Origin of the sequence: Sulfitobacter profundi (assembly GCF_042661425.1) — a bacterium.
Lineage (GTDB): Bacteria > Pseudomonadota > Alphaproteobacteria > Rhodobacterales > Rhodobacteraceae > Sulfitobacter > Sulfitobacter profundi.
Genome location: NZ_JBHSWA010000001.1, coordinates 1,480,528 through 1,501,153, shown reverse-complemented (window position 1 = coordinate 1,501,153; position 20,626 = coordinate 1,480,528). Strand labels below are relative to the sequence as shown.

General features: G+C 61.1%; 18 protein-coding genes and 6 pseudogenes. 18 read left to right on the top strand and 6 right to left on the bottom strand.

Features of this window, described 5'->3' with window-relative positions:
- Positions 1–3: 3 nt before the first annotated feature.
- Positions 4–653, bottom strand: a pseudogene (msrA, locus tag ACFQAU_RS07870) (peptide-methionine (S)-S-oxide reductase MsrA).
- A 170-nt stretch (positions 654–823) separates the two neighbouring features.
- Here msrA and ACFQAU_RS07865 point away from each other — a divergent pair.
- Both ACFQAU_RS07865 and ACFQAU_RS07860 read left to right on the top strand, forming a co-directional pair.
- Positions 824–1,522 carry a sulfotransferase-like domain-containing protein gene (locus ACFQAU_RS07865; RefSeq protein ID WP_132443956.1) on the top strand — a complete coding sequence of 233 codons (699 nt, stop codon included), beginning with the start codon at positions 824–826 and terminating at the stop codon, positions 1,520–1,522.
- A gap of 67 nt (positions 1,523–1,589) precedes the next feature.
- Positions 1,590–2,003, top strand: coding sequence for a DUF7282 domain-containing protein (locus tag ACFQAU_RS07860; protein ID WP_132443955.1), 414 nt, complete (start codon positions 1,590–1,592; stop codon positions 2,001–2,003).
- A 144-nt stretch (positions 2,004–2,147) separates the two neighbouring features.
- Here the strand turns inward: ACFQAU_RS07860 and ACFQAU_RS07855 are convergent.
- Positions 2,148–3,373, bottom strand: a pseudogene (locus ACFQAU_RS07855) (argininosuccinate synthase).
- A 124-nt stretch (positions 3,374–3,497) separates the two neighbouring features.
- On the opposite strand from ACFQAU_RS07855, the gene ilvA reads away from it, so the two are divergent.
- From ilvA to ACFQAU_RS07835, 4 genes are all read left to right on the top strand, one after another.
- Entirely contained in the window at positions 3,498–4,730 is a 1,233-nt protein-coding gene (gene ilvA / locus ACFQAU_RS07850; protein WP_206054278.1) for a threonine ammonia-lyase IlvA, read from the top strand.
- An 89-nt stretch (positions 4,731–4,819) separates the two neighbouring features.
- Entirely contained in the window at positions 4,820–5,404 is a 585-nt protein-coding gene (locus ACFQAU_RS07845) for a response regulator (RefSeq protein WP_386281545.1), read from the top strand.
- On the top strand, positions 5,401–5,628 hold the full coding sequence (locus ACFQAU_RS07840) for a hypothetical protein (RefSeq protein WP_386281542.1): 228 nt from the start codon (positions 5,401–5,403) through the stop codon (positions 5,626–5,628). Before ACFQAU_RS07845 ends, ACFQAU_RS07840 begins: the two co-directional genes overlap by 4 nt.
- A complete protein-coding gene (locus ACFQAU_RS07835) occupies positions 5,625–6,086 on the top strand; it encodes a PP2C family protein-serine/threonine phosphatase (protein ID WP_386281539.1) in 462 nt (153 codons plus the stop codon). The genes ACFQAU_RS07840 and ACFQAU_RS07835 overlap by 4 nt, the downstream gene beginning before the upstream one ends.
- Here the strand turns inward: ACFQAU_RS07835 and ACFQAU_RS07830 are convergent.
- The gene (locus ACFQAU_RS07830) at positions 6,083–6,520 is read right to left on the bottom strand and encodes an NUDIX domain-containing protein (protein WP_132443952.1); all 438 of its coding nucleotides are present in this window, start codon (positions 6,518–6,520) and stop codon (positions 6,083–6,085) included. The genes ACFQAU_RS07835 and ACFQAU_RS07830 overlap by 4 nt on opposite strands.
- Before the next feature lie 76 nt (positions 6,521–6,596).
- On the opposite strand from ACFQAU_RS07830, the gene hslO reads away from it, so the two are divergent.
- The 7 genes and pseudogenes from hslO to ACFQAU_RS07795 all read left to right on the top strand — a co-directional run bounded on the left by hslO (position 6,597) and on the right by ACFQAU_RS07795 (position 15,029).
- Positions 6,597–7,571 carry an Hsp33 family molecular chaperone HslO gene (hslO, locus tag ACFQAU_RS07825; RefSeq protein ID WP_067622281.1) on the top strand — a complete coding sequence of 325 codons (975 nt, stop codon included), beginning with the start codon at positions 6,597–6,599 and terminating at the stop codon, positions 7,569–7,571.
- Positions 7,528–8,168: pseudogene (locus tag ACFQAU_RS07820) on the top strand (CoA pyrophosphatase). Before hslO ends, ACFQAU_RS07820 begins: the two are co-directional and overlap by 44 nt.
- Complete coding sequence (locus ACFQAU_RS07815) at positions 8,165–9,325, top strand: CCA tRNA nucleotidyltransferase (RefSeq protein ID WP_132443951.1); 1,161 nt, start codon at positions 8,165–8,167, stop codon at positions 9,323–9,325. The pseudogene ACFQAU_RS07820 and the gene ACFQAU_RS07815 overlap by 4 nt, the downstream one beginning before the upstream one ends.
- Before the next feature lie 165 nt (positions 9,326–9,490).
- Positions 9,491–11,328 (top strand): annotated as a pseudogene (locus ACFQAU_RS07810) (ABC transporter ATP-binding protein).
- A complete protein-coding gene (locus tag ACFQAU_RS07805) occupies positions 11,325–13,157 on the top strand; it encodes an ABC transporter ATP-binding protein (protein WP_132443949.1) in 1,833 nt (610 codons plus the stop codon). The pseudogene ACFQAU_RS07810 and the gene ACFQAU_RS07805 overlap by 4 nt, the downstream one beginning before the upstream one ends.
- A 37-nt stretch (positions 13,158–13,194) precedes the next feature.
- Positions 13,195–14,417 (top strand): annotated as a pseudogene (locus ACFQAU_RS07800) (class I SAM-dependent RNA methyltransferase).
- A gap of 114 nt (positions 14,418–14,531) precedes the next feature.
- Positions 14,532–15,029 carry a L,D-transpeptidase family protein gene (locus tag ACFQAU_RS07795; RefSeq protein ID WP_132443947.1) on the top strand — a complete coding sequence of 166 codons (498 nt, stop codon included), beginning with the start codon at positions 14,532–14,534 and terminating at the stop codon, positions 15,027–15,029.
- Positions 15,030–15,096: 67 nt separating this feature from the next.
- Here ACFQAU_RS07795 and dalA read toward each other — a convergent pair whose 3' ends face one another.
- Entirely contained in the window at positions 15,097–15,594 is a 498-nt protein-coding gene (dalA, locus tag ACFQAU_RS07790; protein ID WP_132443946.1) for a divisome-associated lipoprotein DalA, read from the bottom strand.
- Between the two features lie 167 nt (positions 15,595–15,761).
- Between dalA and ACFQAU_RS07785 the strand changes: the two genes are divergently transcribed.
- Entirely contained in the window at positions 15,762–16,373 is a 612-nt protein-coding gene (locus ACFQAU_RS07785) for a L,D-transpeptidase (RefSeq protein ID WP_067627906.1), read from the top strand.
- Between the two features lie 141 nt (positions 16,374–16,514).
- Entirely contained in the window at positions 16,515–16,697 is a 183-nt protein-coding gene (locus ACFQAU_RS07780; protein WP_067261136.1) for a hypothetical protein, read from the top strand.
- 104 nt (positions 16,698–16,801) lie between these two features.
- On the opposite strand, the gene hemH is transcribed toward ACFQAU_RS07780, so the two are convergent.
- Positions 16,802–17,875, bottom strand: a complete 1,074-nt coding sequence (gene hemH, locus ACFQAU_RS07775; protein WP_132443945.1) for a ferrochelatase — start codon at positions 17,873–17,875, stop codon at positions 16,802–16,804.
- A 51-nt stretch (positions 17,876–17,926) separates the two neighbouring features.
- The gene (locus ACFQAU_RS07770; RefSeq protein ID WP_132444176.1) at positions 17,927–18,745 is read right to left on the bottom strand and encodes a methyltransferase domain-containing protein; all 819 of its coding nucleotides are present in this window, start codon (positions 18,743–18,745) and stop codon (positions 17,927–17,929) included.
- 14 nt (positions 18,746–18,759) lie between these two features.
- Between ACFQAU_RS07770 and ACFQAU_RS07765 the strand changes: the two genes are divergently transcribed.
- The 3 genes and pseudogenes from ACFQAU_RS07765 (at position 18,760) to ACFQAU_RS07755 (ending at position 20,615) form a co-directional block, all read left to right on the top strand.
- Entirely contained in the window at positions 18,760–19,491 is a 732-nt protein-coding gene (locus tag ACFQAU_RS07765) for a ComF family protein (RefSeq protein ID WP_120349777.1), read from the top strand.
- A 37-nt stretch (positions 19,492–19,528) separates the two neighbouring features.
- Positions 19,529–19,789, top strand: coding sequence for a glutaredoxin 3 (grxC, locus tag ACFQAU_RS07760; RefSeq protein ID WP_067941907.1), 261 nt, complete (start codon positions 19,529–19,531; stop codon positions 19,787–19,789).
- Positions 19,786–20,615 (top strand): annotated as a pseudogene (locus tag ACFQAU_RS07755) (carbon-nitrogen hydrolase family protein). The gene grxC and the pseudogene ACFQAU_RS07755 overlap by 4 nt, the downstream one beginning before the upstream one ends.
- Positions 20,616–20,626: the final 11 nt, after the last annotated feature.

The window sequence follows — 20,626 nt, the reverse complement described above, 5'->3', positions numbered from 1 at the left end:
CGGTTACTTTACGAAGGGTGCCGCGCTGCCCCAAAGCTGTTTCACACGGGCATCCCGGCCACAGCCGTTGCGGTAGCGTTTGTAGGCGACTGATTTTTTGACCGCCACGCCGACACTGCTGAAGGCCAGCCGCTCGCTGCTTTTGTAGTAGTCTTGGTGGTAATCCTCAGCCGGATAAAACGGCGCATCGCCAAGGATTGGGGTCACGACTTTGGCGCCGAGGGCGGTCTGCGCCTCGGCCTTTGCCGCCTCTGCAGCGCTTTTCTGGGCGGGGCTGCCCGCAAAGATCGCGGTGCGGTAGCTTTCCCCTCGGTCACAGAATTGGCCGCCCGCATCCGTCGGGTCGATTGAGCGGAAAAAGAGATCCAGCAGCGTTTTGCGGCTGACCACGTCTGGGTCGAACTGGATTTGCACGGCCTCATAGTGGCCAGTGTTGCCGCCGGTGACCTGTTTGTAGGTGGGGTTCTGGGTGCGCCCCCGGCAAAGCCCGAGACGGCTTCTTTCACGCCTTTGACGGATTCGAAATCCGCCTCGACGCACCAGAAACAGCCGCCCGCGACGGTCAGCACCTCGGTTTGCGCCGCTGCGGCAGGACGGTTCTGCGTCGCGAGGCCCAAAGTGATGGCGAGGGTCAGAATGGCGGGTTTGAACATTGATTTTCGGAACATGATGGTCCTCCTCTGGCGTAGGGTTGCCGCTGGGGCTGAGATAGCGCAAGGCCGGGGCAGGGGAAGTCACGCGCTGGTGAAGGCAATTTACCACTTGGCGAGATGGCGCGTTCTTTCTAGCGTTCCGGGTTTAACGGCAATGGGGGAAACCTTTCATGCGAATTGCGATGTGGTCAGGGCCACGCAATCTAAGCACCGCGATGATGTATAGTTTCGGGGCGCGGCAGGACTTTACCGCGATGGATGAGCCTTTCTACGCGGCCTATCTGAAGGCGACCGGGTTGGAACATCCGATGCGCGACGCGGTTCTGGCAGCACAGGACCAAGACCCTGCGCGGGTGTCCTTAGGGTTTGTGCAGGAAGGTGCGCGGCACCTTTATATGAAACATATGGCGCAGCATATGATTGACGGGTTTCCGCTGGACTGGGCGGAGGATTGTGTGAACATCCATCTGATCCGCCATCCCGCACGGGTGATCGCGAGCTACGCCGCGAAACGTGAAGCGCCCCGTTTGGCGGACATTGGATTTGACCGGCAGCTTATGCTGTTTGAGCGTTTGGGCGGGCTGGTCATCGACAGTGGCGATATCCGTGCGGACCCGGAGGGGATGCTGCGCAAACTCTGCGCCGCGATCGATCTGCCTTTCGACCCAGCGATGCTGCACTGGTCTGCAGGGCCACGCCCCGAGGATGGGGTTTGGGCCCCGCATTGGTATGGGGCGATCCATCAAAGTACCGGGTTTGCCGGACCCGAGGGGGATTTGCCCCTGCTGAACGGGGCGAATGCTGAGGTTCTGGCCGCCGCCTTACCCTATTATGAGCAGCTATTTGCGGAACGTCTTAAAAATTTCTGAAATCTGCGAAACTTATTTTGGGTCGCTGTCGTGACTACGGCGTTATTTCAAACGGAGGGAAAACCAGATGAAAAAATTTGCAAGCACCGTAGTCGCCCTGTCCATGATCGCCGGTGGCGCATGGGCTGATGCTCATGCCATGGCAATGGTCGACGCGTCGGGCCAAGATGTTTCGAATGGCGTCGTTAGCGCCGATAAAGTGATGGCAGGAGAGAATGGCTGGCTGGTCGTGCACCGCACCGATGCCGACATGAAGCCCGGCCCTGTTGTGGGCTATGCGCCGCTGCGTGCGGGTGAGAACACCGACGTGGCCGCGATCCTGCAAGAGGACGTGGCTTCGGGTGATATGCTGATGCTGATGGTGCATTCCGAAGATGGCGGCATGAAGACCGGTGTGTTCGAATACACGCTGGGCGCCAAGGAAGATGGGCCGATCAAGCCAAACGGCGAATTGGTGATGAAAGTCGTCACTGCCGATTGATTTGGCATTGATAGATGTAGAAAGGCCCGGGCGGAAGCGTCCGGGCCTTTTGCGTTTTTGTTTGGGGCCAGCCGCCGGGGGCGCTGCCCCCGGACCCCCGCGGGTATTTAAGAAAGAATGAAGGGGGTCTAGGTCCCCCGTGTTTCAGCCTTTGGTGCGTTTGTCGCGGGCGGCGAGGAGTTTGAGCCGCAGGGCGTTGAGTTGGATAAAGCCTGCGGCGTCTTTTTGATCGTAGGCGCCGGCGTCGTCTTCGAAGGTCACATGGGCTTCGGAGTAGAGGCTGTGATCGGACCAGCGACCCACGGTGCGGACGTGGCCTTTGTAGAGTTTCAGACGCACGGTGCCGGTGACATGGGCTTGGCTTGCGTCGATGGCGGCTTGCAGCATGGTGCGCTCGGGGCTGTACCAGAAGCCGTTGTAGATCAGTTCGGCGTATTTCGGCATCAGCTCGTCTTTGAGGTGCATGGCGCCGCGGTCGAGGGTGATGGATTCGATGCCGCGGTGGGCTTCGAGCAGCAGGGTGCCACCGGGGGTCTCATAGATGCCGCGGGATTTCATGCCGACGAAGCGGCCTTCGACCAGATCGAGACGGCCGCAGCCGTGTTTGCCGCCAAGCTCATTGAGTTTGGTGAGGATCGTGGCGGGGGACATAGCTTCGCCGTTGATGCTGACGGCATCGCCGCGCTCAAAGCCGATTTCGACGTATTCGGGCGTGTCCGGCGCGTCTTCGGGGTTTACCGTGCGCTGGTAGACATAGTCGGGCGCGTCGATGGCCGGGTCTTCGAGGACTTTGCCTTCGGAAGAGGTGTGCAGCAGATTGGCATCGACGGAGAAGGGGCTTCGCCGCGTTTGTCTTTTGCGACGGGGATTTGGTGCGCTTCGGCGAATTCCAAGAGTTTGGTGCGGCTCGACAGATCCCATTCGCGCCAAGGGGCGATGACTTTGATGTCGGGGTTGAGCGCGTAGGCGGCCAGTTCAAAGCGGACCTGATCGTTGCCTTTGCCGGTTGCACCGTGGGCCACGGCATCGGCACCGGTTTCTTCGGCGATTTCCACGAGGCGTTTGGAGATCAGCGGACGGGCGATGGAGGTGCCTAAGAGATACAGACCTTCATAGACCGCGTTGGCGCGGAACATCGGGAAGACGAAGTCGCGGACGAATTCCTCGCGCACGTCTTCGATGTAGATGTTCTCTGGCGCGATGCCCATCATCTCGGCCTTTTTGCGGGCCGGTTCAAGCTCTTCACCTTGGCCGAGGTCGGCGGTGAAGGTCACCACCTCGCAGCCATATTCGGTTTGCAGCCATTTCAGGATGATCGAGGTATCGAGGCCGCCGGAATAGGCAAGCACGACTTTCTTGGGCGCGGACATGACGGGGTTCCTTTCAAGTTCGCCCTGCGAGGTAGCGGTTTTCGCGGGCGCGGGCAAGATTGAAGCCTGCGTTGACCTATGCAGGCTGCGCGCCTATCGACGAATGGCAGCAAGGAGAGCACAGATGGCGGATGAATTTGCACAGCAAGCACAGGCGGCGGCAGAGGCGCTGCGGGCATTGTTCCCGGCGACACCGCTGCTCCGCAATGAGCATCTGTCGGACCGCTTTGGCGCGGAAATCTGGCTGAAGCGCGAGGATTTAAGCCCGGTGCGCTCTTACAAGCTGCGCGGAGCGTTCAATGCGATGCGCAAAGTGATCCCGGGGCAGGGGCTGTTTGTCTGTGCCTCGGCGGGGAACCATGCGCAGGGGGTGGCTTTTGCCTGCAGCCATTTCGGGGTGCGCGGCGTGATTTTCATGCCGGTGACCACGCCGCAGCAGAAGGTGCAAAAGACCCGGATGTTCGGGGGTGAGAATGTCGAGATCCGGCTGGTGGGGGATTATTTCGATGCCACCTTGGCGGCAGCACAGAGTTTTTGCCGGGACGAGGGCGCGCATTTCCTGTCGCCTTTTGACGATGATGACGTGATTGAGGGGCAGGCTTCTGTTGCTGTGGAGATTGCCGCGCAATTGGGCCGGGTGCCGGATCGGGTGATCTTGCCCGTAGGCGGCGGCGGGCTGTCTTCGGGGGTGGTCAGTTATTTTGGGGACGCCTGCGACTATACATTCGTCGAACCCGCAGGGGCTCCGAGCCTTGCGCGGGCGTTGGAGGCCGGGGCGCCGGTTGATGTCTCTCCGATTGATAACTTTGTGGATGGCGCTGCGGTGGCCAAGATCGGCGCGCGGACCTTTGAGCGTTTGCGCGGGGTGAACCCGGCGGATGTGGTGCATCTGCCGGAGGACCGGATTTGCGTGACGATCAACGAGATGTTGAATGTCGAAGGCATCGTTTTAGAGCCAGCAGGCGCGCTGTCGATAGATGCGCTGGGCGAGGTGGCCGATCAGATTGTCGGCAAGACGGTGGTCTGTGTGGCTTCGGGCGGCAATTTCGATTTCGAGCGTTTGCCAGAGGTCAAAGAGCGGGCGCAGCGCTATTCGAACGTGAAGAAATATTTTATTCTGCGCATGCCGCAGCGGCCGGGGGCGTTGAAGGAGTTTCTGATGCTGCTTGGTCCGGAGGATGACATCTGCCGGTTTGAGTATTTGAAGAAGTCGGCGCGAAATTTCGGCTCTGTCCTCATTGGGATCGAGACGCGGCGACCTGAGAATTTTAAGCCCTTCCTTGAACAGCTGGGGCAATCCGGCTTTACCTATACGGATATCACCAACGACGAGACCTTGGCGCAGTTCGTGCTGTAGGCGCGCCCGACGCGGCGGATTTACAGAAGAATTCACGTTTCGGTAAGCCATCGCTGTTTAGATCAGCAGGCCTGTCAGGATCGTGTCGCATGAAATTGGATATCCCCAGCCTCTCTGAAGCGGTGGCGACGCCTGCTGTGTCGCCATTGATTTTGGTGGTTGAGGGGGATGAAACCCATCGGGGTTTTCTCTCGGCGTCTCTGAGGGCATGGGGGTATGAGGTGATTTCTGCCGCGTCGGGTGCTGTGGCTCTGACCCTTTGCGAGCGCCGTTTGCCTGATATTGTGCTCTGCAGTTGGGCGATGACGGGGCTGTCGGGGCTCGACGTCTGCCGGGCTTTCCGAAGCCTGTCGGAAGAGCGTCGTGGCTATTTCATTTTGCTCACCGACAGGCCTGAAGGTGGCGTGGTGACCCGCGCCCTTGATGCGGGGGCGGATGATGTGTTGATCCGGCCAATCGGTCCGCCGGACCTGCGCGCACGGGTCATGGCAGGGGAGCGTTTTCTGGTCATGCAGCGTGAGTTGACGCAGAAAAACAAGCTGATCACCGAAACATTGGATGTTCTTCGGCAGGTGCATGCGCTGATCGACAAGGATTTGATTGAGGCCAAGAAATTCCAGCAATCGCTGCTCCGCGAACGCTATCGCGCCATGGAGGGGGCAATCTGTCGATGATGCTGCGCTCCGCCGGGCATGTTGGCGGCGATTTGGTGGGGTATTTCCCTGTGCGGCCGGGGGTCGTGGGGCTTTTCGGTTTGGATGTGTCGGGCCATGGCATCAGCTCGGCCCTGATGACGGCGCGGCTGGCCGGATATCTGTCGGCGTCGACGCCGGACCAGAACCTTGCGCTCACGCTATTGCCCGGGGGCAGCTATGCGGCGCGCCCCCGGGGGAGGTGATCGAAGAGCTTAACGATCTTGTTCTTCATGAGATGGAGACGGAGCATTATTTTACGCTGATGCTGGCGATTGCCGACCTCACCACCGGGGAGGTCACAGTTGCGCAGGCAGGGCACCCGCATCCCGCTTTGCTGCGCGGCGATGGGCAGGTCGAACAGCCGGGCACCGGGGGCTTTCCTGTTGGCTTGCTCGCCGGGGTGGGATTTGAGGAATATAAGCTTCAGATGGCGCCGGGGGACAGGCTGTTGATCCTATCGGATGGGGTGACGGAATGCCCCGATCCGGGCGGAGAGATGTTGGGCGAAGACGGTTTGGCGCGGATGCTGGGTGAATTGCGCCGGTTCAGCGGTCCGGCGCTTCTCAGCGCGCTGGTCTGGAAGCTTTCCGAATTCGCGGGCAGCCGTGATTTCCCCGATGATGTTTCAGGGATATTGCTGGAGTATCAGGGCAACGTTTAGCGCAGGTGGCGTTGCAGAAACAGGCGGTCGCCTTCGTTTGCGAGGGTCGCCAATGCTTCGCTGGCCGATAGCACCAAGGTGGCGTGATGCGGCTCTGTCGGCGCGGCGATCTGGCGCACGGGATGCGCGACGTAGATATGGCAGATCTTTTGCGCCCAGAGGTCGTAATCCTTCATATAGGTAAAGCGACGGAACGCGCCCAATCGGCGCGGGCGGGCAATGCGCCAGCCGGTTTCCTCCAGCACTTCGCGGTGGAGTGCTTGGAGCGGGGATTCTCCCGCTTCGATACCGCCGCCGGGCAATTGCACCTCGGTGTCTTGGGCCATTTCCAGCGTCATCAGAAAACGGCGTTGCAGCGGGAGAATGGCATAGACCCCGGGCCGCGGTGTGTAGCTTTGGCCGGGCTGTGGTGTCTCACCTGTACGTCGGATCATCTGCTGCCCCTTTTTCCATGGGTTGCTGCGCCTATATAGACGCGGTATGCCAAGCGGCCCCCGATAAGGAAACCCGATGACCCAAGGAACTAAAATCGCGTGGGACGATACCGTTCTGCCCTTTCAGCTTGATGATGTCGACATGCGCGGCCGCGTGGCGCGGCTTGATGGCGTGTTGGAGGGCATCCTGAAGCAGCACGACTATCCGCCGCAGGTCGAAGCCTTGGTGGCCGAGATGGCGTTGTTGACCGCATTGATCGGTCAGACGATCAAACTGCGTTGGAAACTGTCGCTACAGGTGCAATCCAAAGGTGCCGTTCGGATGATCGCGACCGATTACTACGGCCCCGAAAAGGAAGGCGAGCCTGCGCGCATCCGCGCCTATGCCAGCTATGATGCGGATCGGCTGACCGATGACGCCCCGTTTGAACAGATCGGCGAAGGCTATTTCGCGATCATGATCGACCAAGGCAAAGGCATGACCCCCTATCAGGGCATCACGCCGCTGGCCGGTGGGTCTTTGGCTGCCTGTGCGGAAGCCTATTTCGCCCAGTCCGAGCAGTTGCCGACCCGCTTTTCGCTAAGCTTTGGCAAATCGTCGGGTCCGGGCGAGCCAGAGCATTGGCGTGCTGGTGGCATCATGTTGCAACATATGCCCAAAGCCTCGCCACTATCGGCGTCGGGCGAAGGGACGGGTGAGGTCCTCAAGGCCGATGATTTGGTCGAAGGCGACGAGGCCGAGAATTGGAACCGCGTGAACATCCTGCTCGGCACGGTTGAGGATCTTGAGCTGATCGGACCCAGCGTACCGCCGACCGATCTGCTGTTGCGATTGTTTCACGAGGAACAACCGCGGGTCTATGACCCTCAGCCGGTGCGTTTCGGCTGCACCTGTTCCGAAGACCGCGTGCGTCAGAGCCTGTCGATCTACTCGGCCCGCGATATCGAAAAGATGACCACGGACGAAGGGCGGGTGACCGCAGACTGCCAGTTCTGCGGCGCGCATTATGACCTTGATCCGGCCACGGTCGGTTTCGACGCCAAGGCCTAGGGTGAGCGACCGGTTCCAGTCCTTTCGCGAGGCGCTTGCCCAGACTGGGGTGGAATCCTCCGATTTCGATCTGAACCCGGAGGTCACCCTGCCCGAGGGGCGCAGTCTGCGGCCTGCGGGTGTGCTCGCCCCGGTGGTGGATACCGGAACGCGGCTGGAACTGATCCTGACCAAGCGGTCTTCGGCGCTGAAACATCACCCCGGGCAGATTGCCTTTCCGGGGGTAAACAAGACGGCGGCGATGCGGATGTCATCGCCGCCGCCCTGCGCGAAGCGCGCGAAGAGATCGGCCTGCCGAGCGACATCGTAGATGTCTTGGGTGTTCTTCCGGCCCATGAGACGGTCACCGGCTTTAGCGTCACCCCCGTGATCGGCTATGTGACGCGCGATTTCACCGTGGTGCCAGAACCCGGCGAGGTCGAAGAGGTGTTTCGCGTGCCGCTCGACCATGTGCTGAACCCCAGCAACTACCTTGTGCATTCCCGGCGTTGGCGGGGCCAGCGGCGGTATTATTACGCTGTTCCCTATGGCCCCTATTACATCTGGGGCGCGACCGCGCGTATGTTGCGGGCATGGGCGACCCGCATGAACACATGATTCCAACCACGACGCGATGGTTACATGACGCAGACGCACAGCGGGTTTGCCGCGTGGTGCAGGATGGCGGGCACCGTATCTATTTCGTCGGCGGTTGCGTGCGCGACGCGCTGTTGGGTCTGCCGGACAGCGATGTGGACCTCTCCACCGATGCGACACCTGAAGCGGTGATGGCGCTGGCCAAGGCCGCCGGGGTCAAGGCCGTGCCGACAGGGATCGACCATGGCACGGTAACGCTTGTGTCGGGCGGCAAACCGTTTGAGATCACCACCTTTCGGCGCGATGTGGAAACCGATGGCCGCCGGGCTGTCGTGGCCTTTTCCACCGATATCGCCGAAGATGCCCGCCGCCGTGATTTCACGATGAACGCGCTCTATGCTACGCCCGAGGGCCGTGTGATTGACCCGTTGGGCGGCCTGCCTGACCTGTACGCGCGACGGCTGCGTTTTATCGAGGATGCAGGTCAGCGTATTCGCGAGGATTACCTGCGCACCCTGCGCTATTTTCGCTTCATGGCGTGGTATGGCGACCCGGAGGCGGGGCCGGAGCCGGAGGCGCTGGATGCCATCGCGTCGAATTTGGATGGGTTAGAAACGCTTTCGGCAGAGCGTGTCGGGCAGGAGTTCAAAAAGCTGCTCCGCGCGCCGGATCCCGCCCCCGCCTTGGCGTTGATGCGGCAAACCGGTGCCTTGCCGGTGCTTTTGCCGGGGAGTGATGACCGCTGGCTATCCATGCTGGTTCATTTTGAACAAATGTTGGGGCTTGAGCCTGACTGGCTGGTTCGGCTGGCCGCGCTGGGCGGGGAAGCTTTGGCGGATCGTCTGCGGTTGAGCAAGGCAGAGGCCAAGCGCCTGACGTTGCTGCAAGAGCAAGGCTTTGCCGGGCCACCGCTGGCCGAACTTGCCTATCGTCATGGGGCAGGGATCGCCCATGGCGCTGCAATGCTACGCGGCGCTATGGCAGAACAGATGCCCGAAATCACCGTGTTAGAGACGATTTCGAACGCCGCCACTGCCCGTTTTCCGGTAATGGCCAAAGACCTGATGCCAGCGTTCAAAGGCCCGGCCTTAGGGCAAGAGCTTGCCCGGCTGGAGCAAATCTGGATCAACTCCGGCTTCACCCAGACCCGCGCGGAGTTGCTGCGAAAGTCCAGCTAGGTCGACATCGCGCGGAAATTCGGCTATCCAAACCGCATTACAAGGGAGATGGGCGAGATGTACCGCGGGATCTGGTTTAGCTAAGCTGGCATAACCATTGCCCCTTTGCGGCTTTGCTATTGGGCATTGCCGCGTATTTTGCACGTCTATTTCCAAGGTCTCCCCATGTTTCGCTTTTTCGAAAACCTCGTTGATCCCTATGTTGCCTATCGGGAAAAGGATCATCCGCCGCAGGGGCTTTTGCCCTTTTTGCGGGACTACGCGCAGCCGTTTAAAAAGGTCTTTGTCCTCGCCGGGGTGATGGCGATCCTTGTCGCAGCGATCGAGATCGGTTTGATCTACTATATGGGCCGTATCGTTGACCTGCTCGGCAGCGACCCCGCGCAGATGTGGGAGGACTATGGCACCGAACTGACCCTCGTGGCCCTTGCCGTCCTGTTCCTGCGGCCCTTGGTGCAGGCGGTCGACGTGATGCTTCTCAACAATGCAATCCTGCCGAACTTTGGCACCCTGATCCGCTGGCGGGCGCATCGGCATGTGTTGCGGCAATCCGTCGGCTGGTTCGAGAATGATTTCGCCGGGCGTATCGCCAACCGGATCATGCAGACACCCCCGGCAGCGGGGGAGGTGATCTTTCAGGTTTTTGACGCGATCTCTTATTCGCTGGCCTATATGATCGGCGCGGCGATCCTGCTGTCCACCTCTGATATCCGCTTGTTAGTGCCGCTTTTGGGGTGGTTTATCCTCTACGCTGGCTTGGTGGCATGGACGATCAAACGGGTCGGGCCTGCGTCCAAGGCGGCGTCGGACGCGCGGTCTCAGGTGACGGGGCGCGTGGTGGATGCCTATACGAATATCCATTCGGTCAAGATGTTCGCGCATCATGATTTAGAGGTCGACTTTGCCGGAGAGGCCATCGAAGAGGCGCGGCGTACCTTTCAGGGCGAGATGCGGATTTTCAGCATCATGGACGTGGTGCTGACCCTTCTCAACGGCATGTTGATCGTGGGTATCGTCGGCTGGGCGCTGGTGCTTTGGATGGCGGGCGAAGCGAGCGTCGGCGTCGTGGCCGCTGCCGCCGCGCTGGCGCTGCGGCTCAACTCAATGACCAGTTGGATCATGTGGGCTCTGTCGAGTTTCTTCCGCGAACTGGGTGTCGTGGCCGAGGGGATGGAGACCATCGCCCAGCCTCTCGCCCTGACCGACCGACACGATGCGCCCCCTTGAAGCTGACCGAAGGCCGGATCGAGATGGCAGGGCTAAGCCATCATTACGGGCGCGAAAGCGGCGGGATCCAAGGTATCGATATCACCGTGCAGCCGGGGGAGAAGATTGGCCTTGTTGGCCGCTCTGGCGCAGGGAAATCGACCCTCGTGAAACTGATGCTGCGGTTCTACGATGCCGAAACAGGTCAGATCCGGATCGACGGGCAGGACATTGCACAGGTGCGGCAAGACAGTCTGCGGCGGCATATCGGTGTCGTGCAGCAGGATTCATCGCTGCTGCACCGCTCGGTGCGGGAAAACATCCTTTATGGCCGCCCTGATGCAACCGAGGCTGAGATGATCGCGGTTGCGAAACAGGCGCAGGCGCATGAGTTCATCCTTGATCTGACTGACCCGGAGGGGCGGGCGGGCTATGAGGCACGTGTCGGTGAACGGGGTGTGAAGCTTTCCGGCGGGCAGCGTCAGCGCATCACGCTGGCGCGGGTCATCCTGAAGAACGCGCCGATCTTGCTGCTGGATGAGGCGACAAGCGCGCTCGACAGTGAGGTGGAGGCGGTCATTCAAGAAACGCTCTATGACATGATGGCGGGCAAGACGGTCATCGCCATCGCGCACCGCCTGTCCACGATTGCCGAGATGGACCGAATTCTGGTTTTGGATCAGGGCCGTATCGTTGAAGAAGGCACCCATGACGCGCTTTTGCAGAAAGCTGGCCTATATGCAGCCTTCTGGCACCGTCAGTCGGGCGGTTTTCTCGCATTGGATGACAAGTCGTGAGCATTTCGAACTGGATCAACCCGTTTCACCCCGCCAATGGTCCGCCGCCGCAAACGCTGGGGGCTTTCATGCGCTGGTGCCTGTCGGGCGCTTGGCCGGTGCTCTGGCTCGCGGCTTTTCTATCGGCGGCCGCTGGCGCGATGGAGGCGGGCACGGCGTGGATTTTGGGCAAGGTCATCGATGCCACGGTCAGCACGGGCCCCGAGCGGTTTTTCGAAGGCAGCAGTCTGGTGTTAGTACTGGGCGCGGTGGCGTTCTTTTTGGTGGCGCGGCCTGTGCTGTTCGGCCTGTCCTCGGCCTCGAACGCGATCATGGTGCAGCCCAATGTCAACCCGCTGGTGCTGTCGCGTTTGCACCGTTGGACGCTGGGGCAGAACGTAAATTTCTTTGACGAAGACTTCGCCGGGCGCATCGCGCAAAAGCAGATGCAGGCGGCGCGGGCGGTGACGGATGTGGCGGCTGAGGTGATCAACGTGGTGGCCTTTGCGCTCGCCTCCCTCGTGGGGTCGGTGGCGCTGCTTCTGGCGATCGATTGGCGCGTGGCGGTTGGGTTTTCGGTCTGGCTGGTCATGTATCTGGCGCTGATCAACTGGTTCTTGCCGCGCGTGCGCAAGCGGGCGGCGGGCCGTGCCGGGGCGCGGGCGTTGGTGTCGGGGCAGGTGGTGGATACGATCACCAATATCAAGACGGTGAAACTCTTTGCCCATGCCGATCACGAGGACCGCGCAGCGCTTTCCGCGATGCAAAGCTTTCGAGCCCGGGCGCTGGAGTTTGGCTATCTCGCCGCAGGGTTCCGTTTGGCGCTGATGAGCCTTGCCGGGCTTCTGCCGGTTCTGCTGTTGGGCGGCACGATCCTGCTGTGGCAGCGCGGCATGGCGAGCGAGGGGGATATCGTGGCCTCGGGTGCCATCGCGATCCGTATCGCCCAGATGACCGGCTGGGTGTCTTTCACGCTGATGGCGATCTATTCCAACATTGGTGAGGTCGAAGACGGCATGCGCACTTTGACGCCGCGCGTGCGGTTGGATGATGGGCCTGATGCGCAGGAATTGGTCGTGGAGGCCGGGCAGATCGAACTGCGCGACCTCGGCTTTGCCTATGGCCGCCAGACGGGTGGGATCGACCAAATTTCACTGACCATCAAACCGGGCGAGAAGCTGGGGATCGTTGGTGCCTCGGGGGCAGGGAAATCGACCCTCGTTGCGCTGCTTTTACGGCTCTATGAACCGGAACAGGGCAAGATCGTGATTGACGGAATGGATACATCGGAAGTCACGCAAGAGAGCTTGCGGCGCAATATCGGCATGGTCACGCAAGAAACCGCGATGTTCAACCGCTCCGCGCGGGACAACATCCTTTACGGGCGGCCCGATGCGACCGAGGCCGAGGTTATCGCGGCGGCCGAACGTGCCGAAGCGCATGAATTCATTCAGGAACTCGAGGATCACAAAGGCCGCCGCGGCTATGACGCGCATCTGGGGGAGCGTGGGGTGAAGCTTTCGGGTGGACAGCGTCAGCGCATCGCCTTGGCCCGAGCGATCCTGAAAGACGCGCCAATACTGGTGTTGGATGAGGCGACGAGCGCGCTGGATAGCGAAGTTGAGGCGGCCATCCAGCAGACCCTAGACCGCGTGATGGAAGGCAAAACCGTGCTGGCCATCGCCCACCGCCTATCGACCCTGACAGAGATGGACCGCATCATGGTGTTGGACGCAGGCCGCATCGCAGAGATCGGCAGCCATGCTGATCTGCTTGCCCAAGATGGGCTTTATGCACGCTATTGGCATCGTCAGTCAGGCGGGTTTCTGGATGTGAGGGCGGCGGAATAGGCTTTCGCTGTGGCCTTTGCCGCGCTATGGGCAGGCTATGACAGAACATCACATCTTGCGCCTTGGCCACCACGGCGACGGCATCGCCGAAGGTCCGATCTTTGCTCCGATGACCCTGCCGGGGAAACCGTCAGCGGTGAGGTCGAGGGCCAACTGCTGCGCGACGTGCGGATCGTTACGCCGTCAGAACAGCGGGTCGCGCCGCCGTGCCGCCATTTCAAATCCTGCGGGGGCTGCCAGTTGCAGCATGCCGCAGATGATTTCGTGGCTGCGTGGAAGGTTGATGTGGTGCGCAATGCGCTGTCGGCGCATGGGTTAGAGACAGAATTTCGCCCCATCCAAACCTCACCCGCGCAATCGCGCCGCCGGGCCACCTTTGCTGCGCGCCGCACGAAAAAGGGCGCCATGGCGGGGTTCCATGGCCGCGCTTCCGACGTGTTGATCGAGGTGCCGGGCTGTCAGTTGGTCGACCCCGCGCTTTTGCCGGGGTTGAAGGTTGCAGAGGAACTGGCGCTGATCGGCACCAGCCGCAAGGCCGAATTGGCCGTGACCGTGACGCTGTCGGAAGAGGGGCTGGACGTGTCGGTTGCCAATGGCAAACCGCTCGATGGGCCGCTGAGGCAACAGTTGGCGCAGACCTGTGAGGCTTTGGCGCTAGCACGGCTGACTTGGAATGGCGAGGTGATCGCGATGCGTGCGCCGCCCGCGCAGCGCTTTGGCAACGCAGCGGTCACGCCCCCGCCGGGCGCGTTTTTGCAAGCCACCCGCCATGGCGAAGCGGCCCTGCGCGCCGCCGTCGTGGATGCCGTGGGGGAGGCCGAGACCGTGGCGGACCTGTTCGCAGGCTGCGGCACCTTCGCTTTGCCACTGGCGCAAAAGGCGCGGGTTCATGCGGTTGAGGGCGATGCCGAGATGATCGCCGCGCTTGAGGGCGGCTGGCGACGGGCCAAGGGGGCCAAACCGCTCACCGTTGAGACACGCGATCTGTTCCGCCGTCCGCTCTTGCCGGATGAATTGGCCAAGATCGACGCCGTCGTACTGGACCCGCCCCGCGCCGGGGCCGAGGCGCAGGTGGCCGAGATCATCCGCGCCGGGGTGCCGCGCGTGGCCTATGTTTCTTGCAACCCGGTCAGCTTTGCCCGTGATGTGCAAAATATGGTGGCGGCAGGGTATCGGCTGGACTGGGTGCAGGTCGTGGACCAGTTTCGCTGGTCGTCGCATGTGGAGCTTTCCGCTTGCCTGACACTGCCGGAAGGTTAGGCAAAAGGGCTGCATTTGGCTCGGCTCATCACCTCTTTTTGAATGAAATTAATCCCTCATTGTGGTAGCTCAGGTAAAAAGGGCCGGAATGGCCGGGGCTTTGAGGGCACAGTGATGAAGCGCAGGACAATGATACTTGGCGGCACCGCTATGGTGGCGCTTGGGGCGTGCAGCAACAGTAAATTCAAACGATACAATGGTCCCGAAGTGACCTATGTGGTTGTGAACAAAAGCCAACGTCGCATGATGCTGTTGCATCATAACCGCGTGTTGGAGGACTATTCGATCAAGCTGGGCTTCGCTCCTGTGGGTCACAAGACTTTTGAGGGGGATGGGCGCACGCCCGAAGGGCTGTACCGAATCGACCGTCGCAATCCGAACAGCCGCTTTCATCTTTCCGTCGGGATCGATTACCCCAACGCACGGGATATCGAGACCGCCCGCGCCATGGGCAAAAGCCCCGGCGGCGATATCTTTATTCACGGGCAAAAAGACCCGCGGCAGAAAGAAAAGACCGATTGGACTTGGGGCTGTATCGCGGTCACCAACAAAGAGATCGAAGATGTCTATGCGATGGTGCGCGATGGCACGCCGATCCTGATCACACCCTGATCACCGGGTCGGTTAAAACGAAACCGGCCCCCGCAGGGGCCGGATAAACCGCTTGTTCAGCGAAAGATCAGTTGCCGACGACCAGCGTCCACCAGATCTTGCCGCCGTTTTCCTGATACCAAGAGAAACCCATCTGACGGCCATCGGGTGCCATCAAGATGCGGCGGGTGTCTGGCTGCTCCATCCAGGCGGCGAGGGTCTCAAGCTCGGTCTCATAGGTTTCCGAGATGACTTCGCCGACCAGACCGCCGGTATAGCCAACGCGCTGGATACGGTCGATCGGCGACGACCCGTCAGAGCCGAAGTGCCATGGACGGTTTTGCACCGACATATCGCGCGAGTGGGTCGCGGCGGCGGCGTTCAGTTTGGCATCCAGCGCCAAAGGCGTGACCCCAGCCGAGCTGCGCAGCGCATTCACCGAGTCGAGCATACGGAATTGGATTGTACCCGCGTCGGAACGGCTGATGCGGTAGGAACCGCCGACTTTGCCGCCACTCGTGCTGGACGGGGCACAGGCAGACAGCGCAACCGTCAGCGCCAGCAGGATGGTCAGGATACGGATCATATGAGCGCTCCACGCAATGAGATTTTTTCTGCCTTACATCGGGGCGCGTTGCAGTTCAAACGCACATAGGCGTGACTCTGCCGTGTGGGGCCGGTTTCAATTGAAACTGCGTCTTTCGAGCCATATATATGGCGTTAATTAGCATAATTTCAGTTTGGAGACGCTCCATGTCCGCTCACCGTTTTTCGATTAAGAGCCGCCGTGGCTTTCTGGCTGGCAGCGCCGCGATGCTTGCCACACCGGCGCTGGCGCAAAGCACCTCTTCTTTCAACTCCTCCGCGACGACCGAGACAGAGCGCGATCTGACTGAATCGGTCCAGCGCAATGTCTCGAGCTTCCGGATGTTGGATTGGCGCCCCTATTTCAGCAACACGCGCAACGGCGCGGTGCTGGTCGATATCGACAGCCGGGCGGTGCATTACTGGTCCGAGGACCAGAGCGTTTACAAACTCTACCCCTCATCGGTGCCGCTGACCGAAGACCTTACGCGCCGGGGTCGCACCCGTGTCATCAAAAAGGTCGAGGGGCCAAGCTGGCGTCCCACGCCTTCCATGCTCAAGCGCAATCCCGAGTGGCCGCCCTATGTCGGGCCCGGCCCGGATAACCCGCTGGGCACCCATGCGCTGTACCTCAGCTGGACGTATTACCGTATCCACGGAACCCATGACACAAGAAAAATTGGGCGTAAGTCTTCCAATGGTTGCATTGGGCTCTATAACGAACATATCGCCGAACTTTTTGCCATGACAAAGGTCGGCACGCAGGTGTTGCTTATTTGACGACATCCCCCTGATTCCTTGATGCAATAGCTGATTCCGGGTTTGCAAACTTTTGCCGATACTGTTTAGAACGAGATTACGAGGTAAGTCTTGGGTGCGTGTATGTATATGATACAGCACGCCTATTCTGGAGGTTATGTTATGAAGAAACTCGTTCTCGCCGCTGCTCTGTCCGCTGCTGCATCGACTGCTTTTGCTGGTTCGCTGGCCGAGCCGATCGTCGAAGCACCGGTCATCGTGGAAGAAACAACAGGTTCGTCCTCGGGCATCCTGGTTCCCCTGATCCTGCTGGCACTGGTTGCCGCAGCTGTTGCTTCCGACTAATCGGAACTGACGATCAAACGGAAAAGGCGGTGCAATGCACCGCCTTTTTTGTATTCTGCGTATGGCTTTGAAAAAGGGGCCGCCGCAGCGACCCCAAGGCGGGCTTAGACCCAGCCAGCCAGATTTTCACTGATGATCGTGGTCAGTGCCTCGATATGCGCGGCATCATCGTTCAGGCAGGGGATATAGGTGAAATCCTCGCCGCCGGCCTCTTCAAAGCTTTCCTTGATCTCTTCGTTGATCTCTTCGAGCGTTTCGATGCAGTCGGCCGAGAAGGCAGGCGCGCAGACGGCGATGCTTTTCTTGCCAGCCTTGGCCTGTCGGGCGACCTCTTCGACCGTATAGGGTTGCAGCCATTCCTCGGGGCCGAACTGCGACTGGAAAGTCGTCATGATCTCGCTGTCGCCCCAGCCCAGACGCTCTTTCAGCAGGCGCGTCGTTTTCTGACATTGGCAATGATAGGGGTCGCCCTCCATCAGATAGCGCTGCGGCAGACCGTGGTAGGAGCAGACCAGTAGGTCGGGCTTTTTGTCCTTCGCGGCATAGGCACGCTCAACCGATTGGGCTAGCGCTTCGATATAGTCGGGGCGGTCGAAATAGGGGGCAACGGTGCGCGACGCGGGCTGCCATTTCTCTTTGGCCAGCGCGGCAAAGAAAGCGTCATTCGCCGTTGCGGTCGTGGCCCCGGCATATTGCGGGTACAGCGGGAAAAACAGGATCTTCTGGCACCCTGCAGCGGTCATCGCTTCGACCTTGGACCGGGTCGATGGGTTGCCGTAGCGCATGGCGTAATCGACCATCACATCGTCACCGTAACGCGCCTGCATCGCCGCCTTGATCTTGGCTGTCTGCGACTTGGTGATCGTCGCCAGCGGGCTTTCGTTCTCAGCCTCGTTCCAGATGGATTTATAGGCCGCGCCGCTGGTGAAGGGGCGTTTGGAAAGGATCACCGTCTGCAACAGCGGCTGCCATTTCCACGGGCTGTAGTCGATCACCCGGCGGTCCGAGAGGAACTCGCTTAGGTAGCGGCGCATCGACCAATAGTCATAGCCGTCCGGCGTGCCGAGGTTGGCGAGCAGGACGCCAACCTTGGGACGCGGGACTTTGGGGTGGTCGTTGGGGCCGTGTTCCGGTTGGCCGGAGTCTGGTTGGGCGGATTGGGGCTGGGCTGCCTGCATGGGGTTTCCTCGCATATGATCCGCGCAGAGATAGCCGCTTTGCAGATTGGGTCAATCGGGGAGCGGCTCCTCGCGACTATTCAGCGCATCTGCAAGCCGCTGTTGGGCCGATCCGGGGCGCAGGGGTTTCTGCTGGCTTTCATCCGGTGCCCAACCGGCGAGGAAGATCATATCGAAGGTCGCGGTAACCCGGCCCGATGCGGCGGTGAAATGGGTGGCGTAAAGCTCTGCCGCGCGGGTCAGAACCGCGCGGCCCGTGGGGCGGCGCAGGCGGGCTTGCAGGGCGTTGGTCTCACCCATCTCGCGCAGGTCGCGCATCAGGGCCCAAGCGTGTTCGTACTCCACGGTCAGCGGTTGGCTATCGGCCACCGGCAGCGCCAGTCCGGCGCGTTGCAACAGCGCGCCAAGGTCGCGCAGTTCCCCCATCGGGGCGATGCGCGGCGACAGGCCGCCGGTCACTTCGGCTTCAGCTTGGCCAAGGCAGGCGCGCAGTTCATGCAGGGTTTGCCCGCCCAGTGCCACGGCTTGCAACAGCCCATCGGGCCGCAGCGCACGGCGGCATTGGATCAGCTGGCCGATCGGGTCATTCGCCCAATGCAGCCCCATGGCGTGGATCACCAGATCATGGGCCTGCGGTTCCAGCGCCAGCACTTCGGCCTCGGGGATAATCTGGGCCTCAGGGAAGGCGGCTGCCCAGACCTGCGGGAAAGCGGTCACGATGGCTGGAGCGGTAAACGCTTTCTTAACCAATCCCACCCGATCCTGAACCTCATCGGCGGCTGCCTGTTGCAAGAACATGCCCCGCACCGTCGCGCGGGCGCGGCGATGGGCGAGGGCCTTGGGGTCGGTCAGTGTGGGCTGTGCTGTCATGAGGAACACATAGAATGCCGCCACGGGGACTTCAAACAGCAGTATCACTGATCTATCCGCCGCGCTGTTTGGGCTGCGGCGGTTTGGTCGATGCAGATTTTGGGCTTTGCGGCACCTGTTGGCGCGACACGGGCTTTATCGGTGGCACGGTCTGCGACGCCTGCGGCGTGCCGCTGCCGGGCGGCGGTGATGTGGCTTCACCGCATTGTGATGCTTGTCTTGCCACGCCGCGGCCTTGGGCACAGGGCCGGACGGCGCTGCTTTATCGCGATATGGGGCGCAGGCTGGTCTTGGCGCTGAAACACGGTGACCGCCAAGAGATCGCGCGCCCGGGCGCGCGGTGGATGGCGCAGGCGGCGCAGGGCCTCTTGCCTGATACGGCTCTGATCGCGCCGGTTCCGCTGCATTGGCGGCGTTTGCTGAAACGGCGCTACAACCAATCCGCCTTGCTGGCCAAAGCCCTGTCGGCTGAAACCGGCCGCAGTTGGTGTCCCGATCTGTTGCAGCGGGTCCGGCACACGCCGTCGCTGGATGGGTTGGGTCGGGCGGAACGGTACAGCGTCCTGCAGGAAGCGATCGCAGTTCATCCGCGGCGGCGACACCGTATCATCATGCGACCGGTGATTTTGGTGGACGATGTGTTCACCTCTGGCGCTACACTGACCGCCTGCACAGAGGCATGTCTTGCCGCCGGTTCCGGCCCCGTTTTCGTGCTGGCACTGGCGCGCGTGGCCAAAGAGACCTAGATCACTGTGCAACGTTAACTGTTCAAAGGGTGATCCTATGCAACCTGTCGAAATCTATACGTCGCCGCTCTGCGGTTTTTGTCATTCCGCCAAACGCCTGCTGACCCAGAAGGGAGCGGCCTTTGATGAGGTCGATGTTCTGTCGGAGCCTGAGCGCAAGAAAGAAATGATCCAACGCGCCGGCGGTGCCCGTACCGTGCCGCAGATCTTCATTGGTGACGTGCATGTGGGCGGCTGTGATGAACTTTATGCGCTGGACCGTGCGGGCAAACTCGACGCGCTGCTGCAAGACAGATGAAAATCGCGCTGCTGCAACTCAACGTCTCGGACGATCCGGCTGCCAATCTGATCGAAACCCGCGCCTTGTTGCGCGAGGCGGTGGCGGGCGGGGCAACGTTTGTCCTGACGCCTGAGGTGACGAATTGCGTCAGCACCAGCCGGACCCATCAGCAGGCGGTGCTCGCCTATGAGGAAGACGATGCCACCCTCGCCGCCCTGCGCGAAGAGGCGGCGAAGGCGGGCATTTGGCTGCTGATCGGCTCACTCGCGCTCAAGACGCGGGGCGGCGATGGGCGTTTTGCCAATCGGTCTTTCCTGATCTCTCCGAAGGGAGAGATTGTGGCCCGTTACGACAAGATCCATATGTTCGACGTGGATATCAGCGCGACCGAGACCTACCGCGAATCCGCAGGCTATCGCCCCGGTGACAAGGCCGTGGTGGCCGAGACGGCTTTTGGAAAGATCGGCATGTCGGTTTGCTATGACATGCGCTTTCCGTCGCTTTATCAAGCGCTTGCAGAGGCGGGGGCGCGTATCCTCACGATGCCTGCGGCCTTCTCTCCGGTGACGGGGGCCGCGCATTGGCACAGCCTGCTGCGGGCGCGGGCGATTGAGAATGGCTGCTATGTGTTGGCCCCGGCGCAGACCGGCACGCACGCCAGTGCCGGACACAAAACCCGCGATACCTATGGGCATTCGCTGGTCGTGGCCCCTTGGGGGAGGTTGTGCTGGATGCCGGGACGGCCCCCGGCGTTTACTTTTGTGACATGGACATGGAAGAATGTAACAAGGCCCGCGCCAAAGTGCCCAGCCTTGCCAACCGCCGCCCCTTTGCCGCGCCCTGACCGGACCTAAG

Coding starts and splice junctions, on each gene's coding strand:
- ACFQAU_RS07860 (WP_132443955.1), top strand. CDS start 1,590: ATGAAAAAATTTGCAAGCACCGTAGTCGCCCTGTCCATGATCGCCGGT.
- dalA (WP_132443946.1), bottom strand. CDS start 15,594: ATGATCCGTATCCTGACCATCCTGCTGGCGCTGACGGTTGCGCTGTCT.
- hemH (WP_132443945.1), bottom strand. CDS start 17,875: ATGCAGGCAGCCCAGCCCCAATCCGCCCAACCAGACTCCGGCCAACCG.
- ACFQAU_RS07840 (WP_386281542.1), top strand. CDS start 5,401: ATGATGCTGCGCTCCGCCGGGCATGTTGGCGGCGATTTGGTGGGGTAT.
- ACFQAU_RS07770 (WP_132444176.1), bottom strand. CDS start 18,745: ATGACAGCACAGCCCACACTGACCGACCCCAAGGCCCTCGCCCATCGC.
- ACFQAU_RS07795 (WP_132443947.1), top strand. CDS start 14,532: ATGAAGCGCAGGACAATGATACTTGGCGGCACCGCTATGGTGGCGCTT.
- grxC (WP_067941907.1), top strand. CDS start 19,529: ATGCAACCTGTCGAAATCTATACGTCGCCGCTCTGCGGTTTTTGTCAT.
- ACFQAU_RS07780 (WP_067261136.1), top strand. CDS start 16,515: ATGAAGAAACTCGTTCTCGCCGCTGCTCTGTCCGCTGCTGCATCGACT.
- ilvA (WP_206054278.1), top strand. CDS start 3,498: ATGGCGGATGAATTTGCACAGCAAGCACAGGCGGCGGCAGAGGCGCTG.
- ACFQAU_RS07765 (WP_120349777.1), top strand. CDS start 18,760: ATGCCGCCACGGGGACTTCAAACAGCAGTATCACTGATCTATCCGCCG.
- ACFQAU_RS07785 (WP_067627906.1), top strand. CDS start 15,762: ATGTCCGCTCACCGTTTTTCGATTAAGAGCCGCCGTGGCTTTCTGGCT.
- ACFQAU_RS07865 (WP_132443956.1), top strand. CDS start 824: ATGCGAATTGCGATGTGGTCAGGGCCACGCAATCTAAGCACCGCGATG.
- hslO (WP_067622281.1), top strand. CDS start 6,597: ATGACCCAAGGAACTAAAATCGCGTGGGACGATACCGTTCTGCCCTTT.
- ACFQAU_RS07830 (WP_132443952.1), bottom strand. CDS start 6,520: ATGATCCGACGTACAGGTGAGACACCACAGCCCGGCCAAAGCTACACA.
- ACFQAU_RS07815 (WP_132443951.1), top strand. CDS start 8,165: ATGATTCCAACCACGACGCGATGGTTACATGACGCAGACGCACAGCGG.
- ACFQAU_RS07845 (WP_386281545.1), top strand. CDS start 4,820: ATGAAATTGGATATCCCCAGCCTCTCTGAAGCGGTGGCGACGCCTGCT.